This is a genomic window from Rhizobium sp. 01L410 (genome assembly GCF_056400165.1).
This window is the reverse complement of the sequence record NZ_JBFTST010000001.1, coordinates 374,002-390,410: the sequence shown is the minus strand read 5'-3', so window position 1 is coordinate 390,410 and position 16,409 is coordinate 374,002. Positions and strand designations below refer to the sequence as shown.

Here is a 16,409-nt window from a genome sequence, read left to right as displayed (position 1 = left end):
AGGGCTGGTTCAGCCAGCTGCCTTGAGGCGCGCGGCTTCGGGGCTGTAGAACTGGCCGAAGCGGTTGTCGAGGAAGTCGGCGAGAGCGATTTCTTCCTGGCGCACGAAGCCCTTGGTCGGAAGCTTGCCGTTGGCAAGCAGATCGAGCACACCGGTGATGCCTGCCGCGGTGGTGATCTGGATCGCGCTCATCTTGCGGCCGGCAACGACGCCGGAATACACCTTGTTGGCGTAGGTTTCCTGCAGGTAGCGATCGTCCTTCCAGCCGCAGACGGTGACGAAGACGATGACCACATCTTGCATGGTGGCCGGCAGCGCATGCTCGAACAGGTCTTTCAGCACGTCGCGGCGGTTCTTCAGATTGAGATCGTTCAGGAGTGCCTTGATGATCGCCTGATGGCCGGGATAGCGGATCGTGCGGTAGTTCATCGTCCGCACGCGGCCTTCCAGCGACTTGGCAAGCGTGCCCAGTCCGCCAGAGGTGTTGAACGCCTCATAGGTCACGCCGTCGAGCGAGAACTCTTCGCGCTCTTCCATCGCCGGAACGGTGATGAACTTGCCTTCGACGATCGCCTCGCAAGGCTCGATATATTCGTTGATCAGCCCGTCGGTGCTCCAGGTCAGGTTATAGTTCAGAGCGTTGGACGGATATTGCGGCAGCGCGCCGACACGCATGCGCACGCTGTCGAGCTTGTCGGAGCGCTTGGCGAGATCGTTGGCGACGATGGAAATGAAGCCCGGTGCCAGGCCGCACTGAGGAATGAAGGCGCTTTCCGCATTTTCTGCCAGTGCTTCGACCTTCTTGGTCGTTGCGACGTCTTCCGTCAGGTCGAGATAGTGCACGCCTGCTGCAAGGGCGGCCTCGGCGATCAGGCCGGTCAGATTGAAGGGCGCTGCCGACAGGACGGCGAACTTGCCCTTGAGCGTTGCCACCAGATCCGCATGGCTGGAAATATCCAGTACGGCGGTCGAGATCGCCGGATGCCGCTCGACCCGCTCGGTCTGTTCGGCGCTACGGTCCACGACCAGCACCTGGTACGCGCCCGTATCGGCCAGCATCAAGGCGATGGCGCCACCGATCTTGCCTGCGCCTGCAACAACAACTTCTTTCATATCAGCCCTCGATGACGTTTATAGGATTTTTATAAGCCTAGCAGTGGACTTCACATAAAATAGCGGCAGAATGCGCAAAACGACGGCCATATTAAATCAGTTTGCTGATCAATCTTTGCGGAGTGTAGAGCGATGGATCTGAGCGTGAAGGACCGGGAGCTGTTGGCACTGCTCGGCGAAAATGCCCGCCTGCCGGTTGCCACCTTGGCCAAGAAACTGTCGCTGTCGCGAACGACGGTGCAGGCGAGGCTGGAACGGCTCGAGCGCGAGGGCGTGATTGCCGGATATGGCGTCAGGCTGTCGGATGCCTATGCCTCGGGGCTGATCCGGGCGCATATCCTGATCACCATCGCGCCCAAGGCCCTGGCGCAGGTGACATCGGCCCTCGACAAGATGCAGGCGGTAACCGCGCTGCATTCCGTCAGCGGATCGTTCGACCTGATCGCGCTGATCGCCGCGCCGTCGATATCGGAGCTCGACCAGGTGATCGACAGGATCGGGGCGATCGATGGCGTCGACCGCACGCTGTCCTCGATCATTCTCTCGACACGGTTTGCCCGGTGAGAAACACCGCCGCGTGGCGGCGGCAGAGATTGCCTCGCAATTGCTATTTCACATTTGCAAAGTTCGGCTAGTGTCCGTCAATGACACCGGTCGAGCGCCATCGCGCTGCCCGCGCCTGAGCTATCAACGGCATTGGAGAACACATGAATAACCACCTGAAATTCTTCATCGACGGCGCGTGGGTCGATCCTGTGGTGCCGAAGACGATCGAGGTGATCGATCCATCGACCGAAGAAACCTATACCTCGATCTCCGGCGGCTCCGCAGCCGATGTTGACAAGGCTGTTGCGGCTGCGAAGCAGGCGTTCGAAACTTTCTCGCTGACCTCGAAGGAGGAGCGTCTGGCGCTGCTGAAGCGGATCCTCGAATGCTATAATGAGCGCTTCGAAGATATCGCCCAGGCCGTCAGTCAGGAAATGGGTGCGCCGTTGCCATTCGCCCGCGATTCGCAGGCCGGGGTGGGGCGCGCTCACATGGAAGCGACGATCGCCGCGTTCGAGGAATACACATTCAGCGAAAAGCGCGGCACGACCACCGTCGTCAAGGAGCCGATCGGTGTTTGCGCGCTGATCACCCCCTGGAACTGGCCGCTGAACCAGATCGTCTGCAAGGTGGCTCCGGCGATCGCCGCAGGCTGCACGGTCGTTCTCAAGCCATCGGAAATCGCGCCGATCAGCGGCATCATCTTCGCCGAGGTGATGGCGGCCGCGGGAACGCCGAAGGGCGTGTTCAATCTGGTGAATGGCACCGGTCCCGATGTCGGCCAGGTCATGGCCGGACATGCTGATGTCGATATGGTCTCGTTCACCGGTTCGACGCGGGCCGGGATCATCGTTGCGAAGACCGCCGCCGATACGGTCAAGCGCGTGGCGCAGGAGCTCGGCGGCAAGTCGGCAAACATCATTCTCGACGACGCTGATTTCGAAACGGCTGTCGCCAAGGGTGTCGAGGGCTGCTTCGGCAACTCGGGCCAGTCCTGCGATGCGCCGACACGGATGCTGGTACCGGCAGGCCGCCACGACGAGGTGCTTGCCATTGCCAAAAAGGCGGCCGAAGCCTTCAAGACCGGTGATCCGCGGGCCGAAGGCGTCGATCTCGGCCCCGTCGTCAGCCAGATCCAGTATGACAAGATCCAGCGCCTGATCGAGAGCGGCATCAGCGAAGGTGCGACGCTGGTCACCGGCGGTCCCGGCAGGCCGGAGGGGCTGAACCGCGGCTATTATATCCGCCCGACGGTCTTCGGTCATGTCACGCCCGGCATGACGATTGCGCGCGAGGAGATCTTCGGGCCGGTTCTCTCGATCATCTCCTACGAGAACGACGAAGATGCCGTTCGCATCGCCAACGATACGGTCTACGGTCTCGCCGCCTATATCCAGTCGACCGATATCGAGCATGCCCGCGCCGTGGCCAAGCGCATGCGCGCCGGTTCGGTCTATCTCAACTATCCGGACTGGGACACATTCGCACCCTTCGGCGGCTACAAGCAGTCTGGCAACGGCCGCGAGTACGCCGATTGGGCGATCCATGATTTCCTTGAAATCAAGGGTGTTGTCGGCTGGGGTGAATAATCCGGCGTCTTTTGTCTGTAAGGCAGATCGCCACACGAACGGATGCCGCAATGCTCGACAAGCTCACCCGGGACGACCGCGTCCTTATCCTCTCACCGCATCTCGACGACGCCGTTCTCAGCGCCGGTGGGCTGATGGACAGGGCCGTGAAGGATGGCGCCCATGTCGTCGCGGCGACGATCTTTACCGGTGATGCCGATCTGCAGGGCGAGCCGTCACCGCTGGTTCGCGAGCTGCATGAATGGTGGGGGCTCGGCGCAAATCCCTATGCCGTCAGGCGCGAGGAGGATATCGCCTCAATCGCGCTCCTCGGCGCCGATTACATTCATGGCGGCATGACGGATTCGATCTATCGCAGAGACCGCGATGGCATCTCCCTTTACGCGACCCGGGAGGCGGTCTTCTCGCCGCCATCGGATCAGGATCCGGCTTGGAGGCCGCTGGAGGATTTGCTGGCGGAATGGTTCGTCGCGGTGCGCCCGACGATCGTCCTCTGCCCGCTGGCGGTCGGCTGCCATCTGGATCATGTCGTGACCACCGAGACGTTCCGCAAATGCAGTGCTGCCTGGAACGTCGATATTTATCTCTATGAGGACATTCCCTATGCCGCCGGCTTCTTCCCGCCCGGTTATCCGGATAGCGTGCCGGCTGCACTGGCGCGGACCAATTGGAAGGTCAGGAATCATGTCGATATCGACATCGATTTCGAGCGCAAGTTCGCGGCAATCTTGAAATATGAATCGCAGATCGCCGAAATCTTCCCTGGCCTCGATGCCGAGTGGGAACTGAGGAGCTACATGAGGGACGCGTCCGGAACCGGCGTCAGGGAACGGTTCTGGCGGACGGAAAACTGACGGCCTTCCGCTGCAGCGAACTACTTCACGCAGCCGTCGCGCCGCTGGACCTGGCATCCCGTTTGCGGGTTCTGGCAGCCAGCGCATCCATCAGCGCCGACTTGACCTTGTCGAGGTGATGCGGCTTGGTGACGACGCCGACGGCGCCCTCGAAGCCCGCGACAATTTCGGGATTGCCAGTCATGAAGACGACCTCGATGCCATAGAGATCGATCAGCGTGCGGGCGATCTGCGGCCCGGTCGGGCCGTCCGCCAGCTGTACGTCGACGAGCGCGATATCGGCTCGCCGTGCCAGCGAGAGCGCCTCAATTTCCGTCCTTGCGAGTCCCGCAACCTCGAACCCGTTGTCGAGCACCATGCTTTCGAGGTCCCAGGCAATGATGCCCTCGTCCTCAACGATCAATACCTTCATGTCATTCCCAACTTCTTCGCCCGAGTTGCGAAGTAGGGAAGCAGTCACGAAGGTCAAGAGACGGGCGGCCGACTTCGCTCACGAGACCGTGAGGACCGCCGCCAGCTCACGGAGGCAAGAGCCTGAAATCGCTTCCCTCAGGCAGAAGCTGCCCGCCATCGACGACGATCGTCGTGCCGGTGATGTAGCTTGCATCGTCGGAGGCGAGAAACAGGAAGGCATTGGCGACATCGCGCGGGCTGCCGAGCCTGCCGAGCGGAATGGCATCCTCCATGTTTTTGATGAAGGCCGGGCCACGGTGAAGCTGCATCGCCTCGGTCATGATGTTGCCCGGCTCGACGCCGTTGACGGTGATGCCATAGGAGGAGAATTCGAGCGCTGCGGCGCGGATGAAGCCGTTGATCCCGGCCTTGGTCGCCGAATAATGGCCGTGGCCCGGGCTGGTGACACGCGGCCCCGTGATAGACGAGGTGAAGAGGATGCGGCCATAGCCTTGCTTCCGCATCGGGTCGAGTGCTGCGCGCGCCGCGTTGAAGGAGCCGCGCAGATTGACGGCGATGACGTTGTCCCAGTCCTCGGGGCTGGTATCCTCGATCAGCTGCCAGGGATAGACGCCGGCATTCTGGACGATGATGTCGATCCTGCCATAGGTCTCGACCGCGAAAGCGACGACAGCCTTGGCATCCTCCATCTTCGAGATGTCGGTCTTGAAGAAGGTGACGCCGAGATCCTCGGCGGCGGCGCGGCCGCCTTCCTCTTCGTAGTCGGCGAGGATGATCGTGGCGCCTTCTTCCTGAAAGCGCTTGGCCGTCGCCTTGCCGATGCCGCGGGCGGCGCCGATGACAACCGCGATTTTTCCGTCCAGTCTTCCAGTCATGCGAGCCTCTGACGCAGTTTTTGCTTGAATGTATCGAGAAGGACCGCCGCCAGCACCAGGAAGCCGTGGATAACCTGGGTGAAATTGGCGGGCAGGCCCATGAGATTGATGGCGGTGTTGATCGACGACAGCAGCAGCACGCCGGCATAGACGCCGGGGAGCGCGCCGACGCCGCCCTTCAGGCTGACGCCGCCGATGACGACGGCCGCGAAGGCGTTGAACAGCAGGCCGACGCCAAGATTGGCTGTCGCACCCGAGGTGCGGATGGCGAGCAGCCAGCCGGCGAGACCGGCGATCGCGCCTGCCATGACGAAGGCGATGATCAGGTTGCGCTGGACGGGAATGCCGGCGCGGAACGTTGCCGTCTCATTGCCGCCGATCATCGTCAGATGGCGGCCGAACGGGGTCTTGGCCATGATCACCGAAAACAGCACGAAGCAGAAGATCGCGATCCACGCCGTCAGCGGGAGGCCGACCAGCCGCTGAATGCCGAACCAGCGGATGGCGGGTGCCAAATCCTGTGCGGAGCGGCCGCCCGAGACGGCAAGCACGATGCCGCGCACCCAGATATAGGAGGCCAGCGTGATGATGAAGGCATTCATCTTCACCTTGACGATCAGGAAGCCGTTGAGCAGCCCGATCAGGCCGCCGACGGCAAGGGCGATCAGCAGCGAGACCGGCACCATCAACCATTCCGGGCTGAGCGTGAAGCCGATGCCGATGCCGGCTGAGCAGAACAGGATGCCGACAGCCATGGCCGAAAGCGCCGCAACTGACTCCACCGAGAGGTCCATATGTCCGGCGATGATGACAAGCGACAGGCCGATCGACATGACGCCGAGGACGCTGGAGGCCTCGATGATATTGGCGAAGATGCCAAGCTGGAAATAGTTCGGGACGAACGCCGAAAAGACGGCGAGCACGAAGATGAGCATGAACCAGACGAGATTATCGAGGACGAGCTCAAAGAATTGACGCGTGCGAGGTGTCATCAGGCCGTTCCGGTTGCTGGGGAGGGAGCCCGGGCTGTGAAGCCCGGGCGCTTGGATGTCGCTCATTCGACCGATTTGACCTGTGCGGTTGGTGCTTTCTGGTTGCCCCAGAAGGCCGGATCGTCGACATTCTCCTTGGTGATGGCAGCGCCGGGGATCTTGATGTTCGGACCCCATGCTTCCTTGGTGACGACGCCCTTCAGGCCGAGCACGTCATATTCGCCGGGCTTGATCTCTTCCTTCTTGGCGATCTTGTCCATGAAGATGGCGACGGCAGCGGCCTGTGCGTACAGCGGCTGCTCGACTTCGACATTCAGCCAGCCCTTGCGGATCAGGTCGAGACCGACGGGAGCGCCGTTCGAGCTCATCAGCATGACATCACCCGGCTTCTTGCCGGCGGCTTCGAGCGAAGCGACGGCGGCGACCGAGAGGTGCGCGGCATGACTGAAGATCAGGTCGATATCGGGATTGGCAAGCATCTGGTCGGAAACGATCGTTCCGGCGTTGCTGGCTTCCCACTGCATGGCCGGCACCGAGATGATCTTCACGCCCGGGAAGGCCTTCATCTTCTCTTCGAAGCCCTTCTGGATGTCGAGCGTGTAGGGATCGCCGGGATCGCCGAGAACCTGGAGAACCTTACCCTTCACGTCGCCATTCTTGGCCTTCAGCAGCTTTTCTGCCTGTTCGGCGGCCACATAGCCGATCTCGATCGTTCCTGCGACCGACGTGAAGTCCGACTGCGTCGAGGTGATCTGCCGGTCGAACTCGACCACTGGGATACCGGCGGCACGTGCTGCCTCGATCGATGGTTTCAGCGCGTTGAAATCGACGGCGGCGAGAATGATCGCCGCAGGCTTCAAGGCGATGACGTCGTTCATCTGCGACTGCTGCGCATCCGTCTTGTTGTCGGCGTTCAGCGTCTTCATTTCGTATCCGGTCTGCTTGAGAAACATCTCAAGCGCGCTGACCGAGCCGGTCTGGAATTCATCGAGCAGTGTCGGCACGAGGTAATAGACCGTTCCCTTCGATTGGGCGAAGGCGGTCGTCATCAATGAGATGCCGAGCGCCAGAACGGTCAGCGCGGCTAAGGCTATTCGCTTCATGTCGTTCTCTCCTTTTGCGCCGGACCCTCAATTTTTATGGTCTCACCGGTCCGGCACCGGCGAGGCTTTGTCCGGTGATCATTTCGATCACCGCGTCTGCATTTGTCTTGGATGTCTCGACGTCGCCCGCGACGACGCCCTGGCGGATCACCACGATCCGGTCGGCCACCTGGAAGGCCTGCTGCATGATGTGGGTGATGATGACGACGCCGATGCCCTGGTTGGCAACATGGCGGATCATCTCCAGGCCGCGGCGCGTCTGCTCGACGCCGAGTGCGGCAAAGGGTTCATCGAGCAGCACCAGCTTGCCGCCCCAGTGGACGAAGCGGTTGAGCTCGATCGCCTGGCGCTGGCCGCCGGAGAGATGCTCGACCTTGGTCCGGAGCGACGGGATGCGGGTGCCGGCATTGGCAAGCGCATCGCCGACGACCTTTTCCATCGCCCGCTCGTCGAGGAAGGGAACGCCGAGGACCTTGCGGGTGATCTCGCGGCCCATGAAGAAATTGGCGACGACATCGACATTGGTGGCGAGAGACAGGTCCTGATAGACCGTCTCGACACCGGCGGCCTTTGCCTCGGCCGGGGTCTTTGCCACATAGTCGCGACCCTCGAAGAGCATGCGTCCCGAGCTCGGCTCCAGCCCGCCGGAAATGATCTTTACCAGCGTCGATTTTCCGGCGCCGTTATCGCCCAGCAGTGCCACGACCTCGCCCTTGCCGATCGAGAAGCTGACGCCCTTCAGCGCTTCGATGGCGCCGAAATTCTTGCGGATATTGTCGAGCACCAGCAGCGGTTCGCTCATGCGGCGATCCCTTTCTCGTCGGGGTTGGAAAACATCTGGCCGAAGCGCGGCGACAGCAGGCTGGAGACGGCAAGCGCTGCCGCGCCGCGCAGCACCGAGTTCTGGCAGTCGCTCGCCATCACCAGCCGCGGATGCTTTCGATCCTTGCGGGCGGCGACGGAATTCGGCAGGCCGGCCGAGGCCACCAGCTTTTCGATGAGGTCGGGTGGCGCCAGTCCGCCGAGCACGATCGTCTGCGGGTCGAGCAGGTTTTCGATGGTGCGGATGGCGTTGTGGAAGATCGGCCGGATTTCCTCGGCCCACATCGGTTGCGAGACGCCGCGGCGGTTGAAGGCATCGAGAGAAAGATAGCGTTCGAGGCAACCACTGTTGCCGCAAGGGCAGGGCTCGCCATCCGGTACCGCCGGGATATGGCCGATTTCGCCGGCATTGCCCCAGCCGCCGCGCATCACCGCGCCGTCATGAACCATGGCGCCGCCAAGGCCGACGCCGAAATAGAGATAGTAGTAATTGGAGAACTGCGAGCCAATTCCGTAGAGCTGTTCGCCAAGTGCCGCGCAAGCCATGTCCGTGTCGATGAAAGCAGGAAGATTGGCGGCTTCCGCGAGGCGCTCCTTGAGCGGCACGTCTTTCCAGCCTGCCATGGTCGTTGCGCCGATGAAGCTCATGGAGTCGACGCCAAAGGGACCCGGCAGCGCCATGCCGGCTCCCAGGATGCGCTTGCTGCCGCCGGCGCGAAGTTCTGAGACCAGCTCGCCGATCAGCTGGAAAGCAAGATCGGGCGCGACGTTCGGCGCGGTGCGATAGGCGCTTTCGACGATATTGCCGTTGAGATCGACCAGTGCGGCGTCGATGCCGAGAGGGGTCAGATGGATGCCGGCAACGTAGCCGCCTTGCGGATTGATCGTCAGAACCGATGGCGGAATACCGCGCCCTTTCGGCTCCTCACGGACCGAGAGGATGTAGCCCTGCTCTTCGAGTTCACGGACGATGGTGGAGACTGTCTGCACCGTCAGGCTGACGCGCTTGGCGATGTCTGCGCGCGTCACCGGGCCGTTCAACCGGATCGCTTCGAGAACGATACGCCGGTTATACGGACGCCCTGATTCCTGATTGGTACCACGCAATGTCATGCCACAGCCCTCAGAATGTCATCAGCTTGGCACCGAGTTTTTATTTAGTCAAATGGTTTTCATAAATAGCTCCCGCATGCTGTTTTGGTCCTGTCGAGATGCTATCCCCGCCGTTCGAATTGATGGGTTCTGATCAAGAATCTGACCGAGATTTTCCGGGCGATCGCCTAGGTTCTGATCAAACGCGATGAATTCGGGAGGATCAGATGAGCAACTGGGTGAAGGCCTGCGAGATCGATGATGTCGAGAACGAGGACGTGATCCGTTTTGATCACGGCGGAAAGACCTTCGCCGTCTACCGCAGCCCCGATGACAGCTTCTATGCGACGGATGGCATGTGTACCCACGAGAAGGTTCATCTCGCCGATGGTCTGGTCATGGACCACATCGTCGAATGTCCGAAACACAACGGGCGCTTCGACTATCGCACCGGCGAGGCGAGGGGCGCGCCCGTCTGCGTTAACCTCCGTACCTATCCGGTCAAGGTAGAAGACGGCGCTGTCTTTCTCGGACTGGAGTGACGCCGATGCAGCATTTCGTCATCATCGGCGGCGGCCAGTGCGGTGCGCGCGCGGCCTTCGCGCTTCGTGATCAGGGTTTCGGCGGGTCGATCACGCTTGTTGGCGATGAGCGGCATCTGCCCTACGAGCGGCCGCCGCTTTCCAAGCAGCATATGCTGGCGCCTGATGGCGCCGAGCCGCCGTTTATCGCAGGGCAGCAGCAATATGAGGAACGCGGTGTCGTTGTGATCGCTGGCGATGCCACCACCGCGATCGATCGCGAGCGCCGCACCGTCGAATTGGCAAGCGGGCGGCAAATTCCTTACGACAGGCTGCTGATCGCGACCGGCGCGGCCCCGCGGCGCCTGCCCGCGGCCGAGGGGCTCGACCATGTCTTCTATCTGCGAACCCATGACGATGCGGCGGGCCTTGCCGCGCGTCTGACGGCGGGCGGCCATCTCGCGATCATCGGCGCGGGCTTTATCGGCCTCGAACTGGCGGCAGCTGCCCGCCAGCGAGGCCTTGAGGTCACCGTCATCGAGGCATTGCCGCGCATTCTGATGCGGGGCGTGCCTGAGGAGATCGCCGCAAAGGTCCAGGCGCTTCATCAAGGCAACGGCGTGCGGATCGTGTGCGGCGCCGGTATCGAGCGGCTATCCGGTGACAGCGATGGTGTCGTCCTGGCCCTCAGCACCGGCGAAATCCTGAAAGCCGGTACGCTGGTGGTGGGCATCGGCGCTCAGCCTCGCGTCGAACTGGCTGTGAAGGCCGGTCTCGCTGTCGAGAACGGCATTGCCGTCGACACCAGCCTGCAGACCTCTGATCCGGCAATTTTTGCTGCCGGGGATTGCTGTTCCTTTCCCTATGAGGCCTGGCGAATCCGGCTGGAGGCCTGGCGCAATGCTCAGGATCAGGGCGCGCATGCGGCAGCCGGCATGCTGGGTACCGTCAGCCCCTACGAGGCCGTCCCGTGGTTCTGGTCGGATCAATATGATTGCACGCTGCAGATCGCCGGTCTCGCCGACGGCGCGGTTACGAGCGTGCGCCGGGAAATCGAGCCCGGGACATTCATTCTCTTCCACCTCGCCGAAGACGGGCGCCTGCTTGCCGCCAGTGGCTTTGGACCAGGCAACCGCATCGCCAAGGATATCCGCCTCGCCGAAATGCTGATCGCCAAGCGGGCAAAACCCGATGCCGCAGACCTTTCGCAGCCGTCGGTGAACTTGAAATCACTGTTGCCGCGCGCTTAGCTTGGATCAGCGAAAGCGGAATCCCGAAAGGAACATCGATGGCAGAGGTCAGGATAGGTATCATCGGCACCGGCGTGATGGGGAGCGACCACGCGGCGATCCTTGCGGAAGGTGTCGCCAATGCGCGGCTCATCGCTGTGCAGGACTTCAGCCGCGAGCGCGCGATCGCCGTTGGCGAGGCCTCCGGTGCCCGCGTCTTTGCCGGTGCGGATGAGCTGATCGCCGACCCGGATGTCGACGCCGTCATGGTCTGTTCGCCCGATGAAACACATGCTGCGCTGGCGCTGAAGGCGATTGCCGCCGGTAAGCCGGTCCTGGTGGAGAAGCCACTTGCGGCCGGCATCGAGGATGCCGAGGCGATCATCAGTGCCGAAACCAATGCCGGGCGCCGTCTGGTGCAGGTCGGTTTCATGCGCCGCTTCGATCCCGGCTATCGCGAGATGAAGCATACGCTGCAATCGGGGGAACTCGGCCATGCGCTGTTTCTCCACTGCATCCACCGCAACGCGGTGGCGCCCGATTATCTGACCTCGGATCTGGTGATTGCCAATTCGGCAGGCCACGAATTCGATATTGCCCGCTTCCTGCTGGACGAAGAGATCGCCTCGGCCTTCGTCAACAGCCCGCCGCCGACGCGGAATGCGCCGAACCGCCAGCCGCAATTCATCCTGCTGCAGACCGCATCGGGCGTCGTCATCGACATCGAGGTCTTCACCGACGCCCAATACGGATATGACGTCCGCGCCGAGCTTGTCTGCGAGGACGGAACGGTATCGCTGGATCCGTCGCCGCATACGATGCTTCGCGCAAAGGGCCATGACGGTTTCCGGACCCCGCCTGATTGGCGGCCGCGGTTCCGGCAGGCCTACCGGGCACAGCTGGAAGCCTGGACGTCCGGGATACTCACCGGGCAGCCGACCGGCGCCAGCGCCTGGGACGGCTTCATGGCGATGCAGGTCACGAAGGCCTGCCTTCAGGCCTGGAAGTCGGGCGAGCGGGTGGCGGTCCCGCAACACGAAAAACCCGATTTTTACTGATCATGCGGCAGTCCGGGCCCAGAGCGCCCGGATCTCGTCCTTCAGAAACAGCGCCTCCTGCCAGCGGTCCGTGCTGTCTTCGCCGTCGTGGCCGGTGATGGCATAGGGTTTCGGGCCGAGCTCGCAGGTGAAGGCGAGGGCGTCGTTGGCGCCTGCGCGCTGCCGCCAGCTGCGGAAACCGTAGTCCCACCAGCCCATGAACAGATCGACCCACGGCCTGTGATGCGGGAAGGAGATCTCGATCTGCACCTGCTCGCGCGAGGCGACGCGGCCATGAAAGGCCCATGAGCTGTCGAGAACCCGCTGCATCAGCTCGTGGTTCTCATCGGAGACCGGCCAGGCGAACTCGCGGCCAACGAGAAAATGCGAGAGATCGCCGAGCAGTTTCAGATCCGGAAGCCGGTCCATCAGGTCGAGAGTGAAGAACAGGTCCGTCGTCATCCGGTCGCGATGCGTCTCGATAAAGACCGGAATGCCGGCCTCTTCTGAAAGCCGATGCCAACCCTCAAGCAGCGGCAGGCAATCCTCGATCCGGCGCAGCCGGACGTCGGGCTGCAGGCAAAGATGCGAGACACCAAATTCTGCGGCATTTTCCAGCGCCGGTTTCAACTCGTCGATCGTCTTCGGAAAGCATTGCCCCTCCGCCTTCAAGCCGTGGTCCTTCAGCAAAGCGGCAAGTGGCCGGACATAGGCGCGGTCATACCAGTGAGCGCTGACGCCGTCGAAGCCGGCCTCGGATATCAGGCCGATATTCTCCTCGAGCGAGCGCTCCGGGGTGAGTGCGCTTCGAAGCTCCATGGCCCAGAGGGATTGGAAGACGGTGAGGGATTGCATTGGCGGCCTCGTCGTTGGTTAGAGGTTCTGGGCACTGACGGTCATGAAGCGCACAGGATCGGTGATGACCTCGGTGCGGATGATGTCGAGCTTGCGCAGGATGAGATCGACGGAGCGCCGCGCCTGCACTTCGGGCGCCTGGTCGAGACAGATATCCAGCAGGCCGGTTTCCAGATAGCGCTTCTTCTTCTCGGTGAGCTCATGACCGACCCAGAAGATATCACGCTGCCTGGCCCATTGCTGCAGGACGATGGCGACACCTTCGTCGCCGCCGCCGGCCGAATAGACGCCGATGATTTCAGGATCGCGGCGCAGCGCCTCGCCGAGCAGTTCCGCGCATTGCAGATCATCGTCGCGTCCCATCATCACCAGCGATACCGCGTGGCCATTGGCGCCCTTCTCGGTGACGTAATCGGAAAAGCCCTGGATGCGCTGGCGGTGGTTCGAATAGGCGCCGCTATGACAGATCGCGGCGAAGTTTCCGCGCCGGGCCGCCAGCATGCCGGACATGTAATAGGCGGCGCTGCGCCCGGCGGCATAATTGTCGATGCCAAGATAGGGGACCTCGGGGTCGTCGCAGCGGGTGACGACCTGGGCAACCTCGACGCCCGCGGCACGCACCCGCCGCAGGCTCTCGATGACCTTCGGGTGGTCCTGCGCGCAGATGATCAGCCCGGAGCGGCGGAAGCTCGGATTGGCGATGTGATGGGCCATGCCGATCGGATCGCTTTCCTTGATGAAGGTGCGATGCAGGATGACGGCGCGGTCGAGCGATGCGGCAATGCGCTCGAAGGCCTGGTTCAAGCGGGCGAAGAAGCTGGTTTCAGGGCGCACCAGAATGACCTCGATGCGGATGGCGCCGCGATGCGTTTCCGTCGAGCGCTCGCCGTAGCCGAGTTTCTTGGCCGCACGGATCACCTTTTCTGCCGTCTTCTCGGTGACGCCGCCGCGGCCGTTGATGACGCGCTCGACGGTGGCGATGCCAAGCCGGGCCTCTGTGGCGACATCCTGCAGTGTCGTCTTTTTCATCAAAACCTCCCCAAAACTCCGCTCGACAGTCAAGCATTGCAGCGCCTCTGGCGAAATCGCTCAGTTGATCAAAACACATCAAGACAGCGATGGGAAACGGCACTATTGCTGCGGTAATTTTCCGGCACGAGTTGGAGGATATCAGATGGACGACACACTTTACGGGAAGCGCAACAAACGCGGCGACTGGGCGCCTTCCAAGCTTATTCAATATCCGCCAGTCTTCATCTGGCCGGTCCAGCCGCTCCGTTTCCTGAAATGGGTGTTCGGCTATCCGGGCTATCTGATGCCGTGGAACGTGCTCTATGCGGCGATCGGCACGCTGCTTTGGCTCTACGCGACGCCGTCGCTCGAGACCGCAAAGGCTTTCTCGATCGGCTGGATTGCCTATCTGCTGGTGCGCAACGCCGCAATCGTCTTCGTCTTCTTCGGCGCGTTCCACCTGCGCCTCTACATGCAGAAGAAGCAGGGAACGAGCTTCAAGTTCAATGCCAAATGGCCCTCCGTCGGCAATGATGCCTTTCTGTTCGGCAATCAGACGGTCGATAATGTCATCTGGACCTTCGCCAGCGCCGTGCCGCTCTGGACGGCTTTCGAAGTGCTGACATTGTGGGCCTTTGCCAATGGCATCATTCCCTATGTCTCATTCGCCGAGCATCCGGTTTACTGCGCCGTGGTCATGCTCTTGATCCCGACCTTCCGTGACCTGCATTTCTATCTGGTCCACCGGCTGATCCACTGGCCGCCGCTCTATCATGCCGTCCACAAGCTGCATCATAACAACGTCAATCCCGGCCCCTGGTCAGGTCTTGCCATGCACCCGATCGAGCATCTGCTGTATTTCTCCGGCGTGCTGATCCATTGGATCGTTCCGTCGAACCCGGTTCATGCGATCTTCCATCTGGCGCATGCCGGCCTTGCACCGGCGCCCGGCCATGCCGGTTTCGACAAGATCGTCGTCGGCGAGGAAAGCGCCATCGATACGCACAGCTACGACCACTACCTTCACCACAAGTATTTCGAGTGCAACTACGCCGATGGCGTGATCCCGCTCGACAAGTGGTTCGGCACTTTCCACGACGGTTCATCCGAAGCGCAGGAGCGCATGGACAAGCGGTTCATGGAGCAGGCCAGACGCCGGGCCGAAAAGAAGGCGCGCCGCGAACGGCAGGCTGGCTGATCTTCCCAAGCAACAAGCAACAAGCAACCCGCAGGCCCGGCTTCTCCGCCGGGCCTTTTTGCTGTCCGGATCCCTGCAAATGAGGGATTTTCATCAATTTTTCCACGGACTGCGCGATCTTCCCCGGCTAACGTTTTCGTGCGGCCGGCTGGCGCCGCCTTATCTCTGGGAGGAGAGAACATGCTGAAATTGCTGACCACCAGCGCGGTTGCCCTGGTGCTTGCTGCGCAGGCGCACGCGGCCGATCGTATCGGTGTTTCGATGGGGACGCTCACCAACAATTTTCAGACGCTGATCGTCAACGGCATGCAGGATTATGCCAAGTCCGTCGGTGTCGAGCTGCAGATCGAGGATGCGACGACGGACGTCAACAAGCAGCTCGACCAGGTCAAGAATTTCGCGGCCGGCGGCGTCTCGGCCATCATTGTCGATCCCGTCGATTCCGATGGCACGCCGGCTCTCAGCAAGGTCGCCGAGGATGCCGGCATCCCACTGATCTACGTCAACGTTCAGCCGACCGATCTTTCGACACTCGGCAAGCAGCAGGCCTTCGTCGGTTCCAACGAGGCCGAATCCGGCACGCTGCAGACCAAGGAAGTCTGTCGTATCCTGGGCGGCAAGGGCAATGTCGTCATCATGATCGGCGACCTGACGAGCCAGGCTGCGCGTCAACGCACTCAGGACGTCCATGACGTCATCGCGACGCCCGAATGCAGCGGCCTGAAGGTCGCTCAGGAGCAGGTCGGCAACTGGAGCCGCGTCAACGGCGCCGATCTGGTCTCCAACTGGCTGACATCGGGCCTCGAGTTCGATGCCGTTCTTGCCAACAACGACGAGATGGCGCTTGGCGCCATCGCCGCATTGAAGAATGGCGGCGCATCCACTGACAAGATCATCGTCGCCGGTATCGACGCCACGCCGGAAGCCCTGCAGGCGATGAAGGCGGGCGACCTGAAGGTCACGGTCTTCCAGGATGCCAAGGGTCAGGGCAAGGGTTCGATCGATGCGGCTTTGAAGGCAATCAAGGGCGAAAAGATCGACCGCGAGGTCTGGATCCCGTTCCAGCTGGTGACGGAGAAGAACATGGCTGATTTCGAACATCTGAACTGAGGCGCGGCTCGCCTCACGGGCCGCGTCATGAAGGCCACGCAGCGCTGA

At 61.9% G+C, this 16,409-nt stretch carries 17 protein-coding genes; 8 read left to right on the top strand and 9 right to left on the bottom strand.

Features of this window, described 5'->3' with window-relative positions; all coding sequences use genetic code 11:
* Positions 1-9: 9 nt before the first annotated feature.
* Positions 10-1,113: a saccharopine dehydrogenase family protein gene (locus tag AC1DV9_RS01815; protein ID WP_477945842.1), complete on the bottom strand. Its 1,104-nt coding sequence runs from the start codon at positions 1,111-1,113 to the stop codon at positions 10-12.
* A 132-nt stretch (positions 1,114-1,245) separates the two neighbouring features.
* Here AC1DV9_RS01815 and AC1DV9_RS01810 point away from each other — a divergent pair, with 132 nt between their 5' ends.
* From AC1DV9_RS01810 to AC1DV9_RS01800, 3 genes are all read left to right on the top strand, one after another.
* The gene (locus AC1DV9_RS01810) at positions 1,246-1,677 is read left to right on the top strand and encodes an Lrp/AsnC family transcriptional regulator (protein WP_442208580.1); all 432 of its coding nucleotides are present in this window, start codon (positions 1,246-1,248) and stop codon (positions 1,675-1,677) included.
* Between the two features lie 143 nt (positions 1,678-1,820).
* Positions 1,821-3,248 (top strand): aldehyde dehydrogenase family protein, encoded by a 1,428-nt coding sequence (locus AC1DV9_RS01805; RefSeq protein ID WP_477945840.1) that lies wholly within the window; start codon positions 1,821-1,823, stop codon positions 3,246-3,248.
* 50 nt (positions 3,249-3,298) lie between these two features.
* On the top strand, positions 3,299-4,102 hold the full coding sequence (locus AC1DV9_RS01800; RefSeq protein WP_477945838.1) for a PIG-L deacetylase family protein: 804 nt from the start codon (positions 3,299-3,301) through the stop codon (positions 4,100-4,102).
* Between the two features lie 25 nt (positions 4,103-4,127).
* On the opposite strand, the gene AC1DV9_RS01795 is transcribed toward AC1DV9_RS01800, so the two are convergent.
* The 6 genes from AC1DV9_RS01795 to AC1DV9_RS01770 form a co-directional block, all read right to left on the bottom strand.
* Positions 4,128-4,562, bottom strand: coding sequence for a response regulator (locus AC1DV9_RS01795; RefSeq protein ID WP_310291280.1), 435 nt, complete (start codon positions 4,560-4,562; stop codon positions 4,128-4,130).
* Positions 4,563-4,620: 58 nt separating this feature from the next.
* Positions 4,621-5,391 (bottom strand): SDR family NAD(P)-dependent oxidoreductase, encoded by a 771-nt coding sequence (locus AC1DV9_RS01790; RefSeq protein ID WP_477945836.1) that lies wholly within the window; start codon positions 5,389-5,391, stop codon positions 4,621-4,623.
* Positions 5,388-6,383, bottom strand: a complete 996-nt coding sequence (locus tag AC1DV9_RS01785; RefSeq protein ID WP_477945834.1) for an ABC transporter permease — start codon at positions 6,381-6,383, stop codon at positions 5,388-5,390. The genes AC1DV9_RS01790 and AC1DV9_RS01785 overlap by 4 nt, the downstream gene beginning before the upstream one ends.
* A 62-nt stretch (positions 6,384-6,445) precedes the next feature.
* Positions 6,446-7,486: a sugar ABC transporter substrate-binding protein gene (locus AC1DV9_RS01780; protein WP_477945832.1), complete on the bottom strand. Its 1,041-nt coding sequence runs from the start codon at positions 7,484-7,486 to the stop codon at positions 6,446-6,448.
* A 34-nt stretch (positions 7,487-7,520) separates the two neighbouring features.
* Complete coding sequence (locus AC1DV9_RS01775; protein ID WP_477945831.1) at positions 7,521-8,288, bottom strand: ATP-binding cassette domain-containing protein; 768 nt, start codon at positions 8,286-8,288, stop codon at positions 7,521-7,523.
* Positions 8,285-9,421, bottom strand: coding sequence for an ROK family transcriptional regulator (locus AC1DV9_RS01770; protein ID WP_477945830.1), 1,137 nt, complete (start codon positions 9,419-9,421; stop codon positions 8,285-8,287). Before AC1DV9_RS01770 ends, AC1DV9_RS01775 begins: the two co-directional genes overlap by 4 nt.
* 206 nt (positions 9,422-9,627) lie before the next feature.
* Between AC1DV9_RS01770 and AC1DV9_RS01765 the strand changes: the two genes are divergently transcribed.
* From AC1DV9_RS01765 to AC1DV9_RS01755, 3 genes are read left to right on the top strand one after another with little or no spacing between them, the layout of a single operon-like run.
* Entirely contained in the window at positions 9,628-9,942 is a 315-nt protein-coding gene (locus tag AC1DV9_RS01765; protein WP_477941659.1) for a MocE family 2Fe-2S type ferredoxin, read from the top strand.
* A gap of 5 nt (positions 9,943-9,947) precedes the next feature.
* Positions 9,948-11,171 carry an NAD(P)/FAD-dependent oxidoreductase gene (locus tag AC1DV9_RS01760; RefSeq protein ID WP_477945829.1) on the top strand — a complete coding sequence of 408 codons (1,224 nt, stop codon included), beginning with the start codon at positions 9,948-9,950 and terminating at the stop codon, positions 11,169-11,171.
* A gap of 38 nt (positions 11,172-11,209) precedes the next feature.
* Positions 11,210-12,208: a Gfo/Idh/MocA family oxidoreductase gene (locus tag AC1DV9_RS01755; RefSeq protein ID WP_477945828.1), complete on the top strand. Its 999-nt coding sequence runs from the start codon at positions 11,210-11,212 to the stop codon at positions 12,206-12,208.
* Here the strand turns inward: AC1DV9_RS01755 and AC1DV9_RS01750 are convergent, their stop codons facing one another.
* Positions 12,209-13,042, bottom strand: coding sequence for a sugar phosphate isomerase/epimerase family protein (locus AC1DV9_RS01750; RefSeq protein WP_477945827.1), 834 nt, complete (start codon positions 13,040-13,042; stop codon positions 12,209-12,211).
* Positions 13,043-13,060: 18 nt separating this feature from the next.
* The gene (locus tag AC1DV9_RS01745) at positions 13,061-14,071 is read right to left on the bottom strand and encodes a LacI family DNA-binding transcriptional regulator (RefSeq protein WP_477941664.1); all 1,011 of its coding nucleotides are present in this window, start codon (positions 14,069-14,071) and stop codon (positions 13,061-13,063) included.
* A gap of 145 nt (positions 14,072-14,216) precedes the next feature.
* On the opposite strand from AC1DV9_RS01745, the gene AC1DV9_RS01740 reads away from it, so the two are divergent.
* Together AC1DV9_RS01740 and AC1DV9_RS01735 are read left to right on the top strand one after the other, a co-directional pair.
* Positions 14,217-15,251, top strand: a complete 1,035-nt coding sequence (locus AC1DV9_RS01740; RefSeq protein WP_477945826.1) for a sterol desaturase family protein — start codon at positions 14,217-14,219, stop codon at positions 15,249-15,251.
* Between the two features lie 180 nt (positions 15,252-15,431).
* Complete coding sequence (locus tag AC1DV9_RS01735) at positions 15,432-16,361, top strand: sugar ABC transporter substrate-binding protein (RefSeq protein ID WP_442208593.1); 930 nt, start codon at positions 15,432-15,434, stop codon at positions 16,359-16,361.
* Positions 16,362-16,409 lie beyond the last annotated feature (48 nt).

Coding starts and splice junctions, on each gene's coding strand:
- AC1DV9_RS01815 (WP_477945842.1), bottom strand. CDS start 1,113: ATGAAAGAAGTTGTTGTTGCAGGCGCAGGCAAGATCGGTGGCGCCATC.
- AC1DV9_RS01810 (WP_442208580.1), top strand. CDS start 1,246: ATGGATCTGAGCGTGAAGGACCGGGAGCTGTTGGCACTGCTCGGCGAA.
- AC1DV9_RS01805 (WP_477945840.1), top strand. CDS start 1,821: ATGAATAACCACCTGAAATTCTTCATCGACGGCGCGTGGGTCGATCCT.
- AC1DV9_RS01800 (WP_477945838.1), top strand. CDS start 3,299: ATGCTCGACAAGCTCACCCGGGACGACCGCGTCCTTATCCTCTCACCG.
- AC1DV9_RS01790 (WP_477945836.1), bottom strand. CDS start 5,391: ATGACTGGAAGACTGGACGGAAAAATCGCGGTTGTCATCGGCGCCGCC.
- AC1DV9_RS01785 (WP_477945834.1), bottom strand. CDS start 6,383: ATGACACCTCGCACGCGTCAATTCTTTGAGCTCGTCCTCGATAATCTC.
- AC1DV9_RS01780 (WP_477945832.1), bottom strand. CDS start 7,486: ATGAAGCGAATAGCCTTAGCCGCGCTGACCGTTCTGGCGCTCGGCATC.
- AC1DV9_RS01775 (WP_477945831.1), bottom strand. CDS start 8,288: ATGAGCGAACCGCTGCTGGTGCTCGACAATATCCGCAAGAATTTCGGC.
- AC1DV9_RS01770 (WP_477945830.1), bottom strand. CDS start 9,421: ATGACATTGCGTGGTACCAATCAGGAATCAGGGCGTCCGTATAACCGG.
- AC1DV9_RS01765 (WP_477941659.1), top strand. CDS start 9,628: ATGAGCAACTGGGTGAAGGCCTGCGAGATCGATGATGTCGAGAACGAG.
- AC1DV9_RS01760 (WP_477945829.1), top strand. CDS start 9,948: ATGCAGCATTTCGTCATCATCGGCGGCGGCCAGTGCGGTGCGCGCGCG.
- AC1DV9_RS01755 (WP_477945828.1), top strand. CDS start 11,210: ATGGCAGAGGTCAGGATAGGTATCATCGGCACCGGCGTGATGGGGAGC.
- AC1DV9_RS01750 (WP_477945827.1), bottom strand. CDS start 13,042: ATGCAATCCCTCACCGTCTTCCAATCCCTCTGGGCCATGGAGCTTCGA.
- AC1DV9_RS01745 (WP_477941664.1), bottom strand. CDS start 14,071: ATGAAAAAGACGACACTGCAGGATGTCGCCACAGAGGCCCGGCTTGGC.
- AC1DV9_RS01740 (WP_477945826.1), top strand. CDS start 14,217: ATGGACGACACACTTTACGGGAAGCGCAACAAACGCGGCGACTGGGCG.
- AC1DV9_RS01735 (WP_442208593.1), top strand. CDS start 15,432: ATGCTGAAATTGCTGACCACCAGCGCGGTTGCCCTGGTGCTTGCTGCG.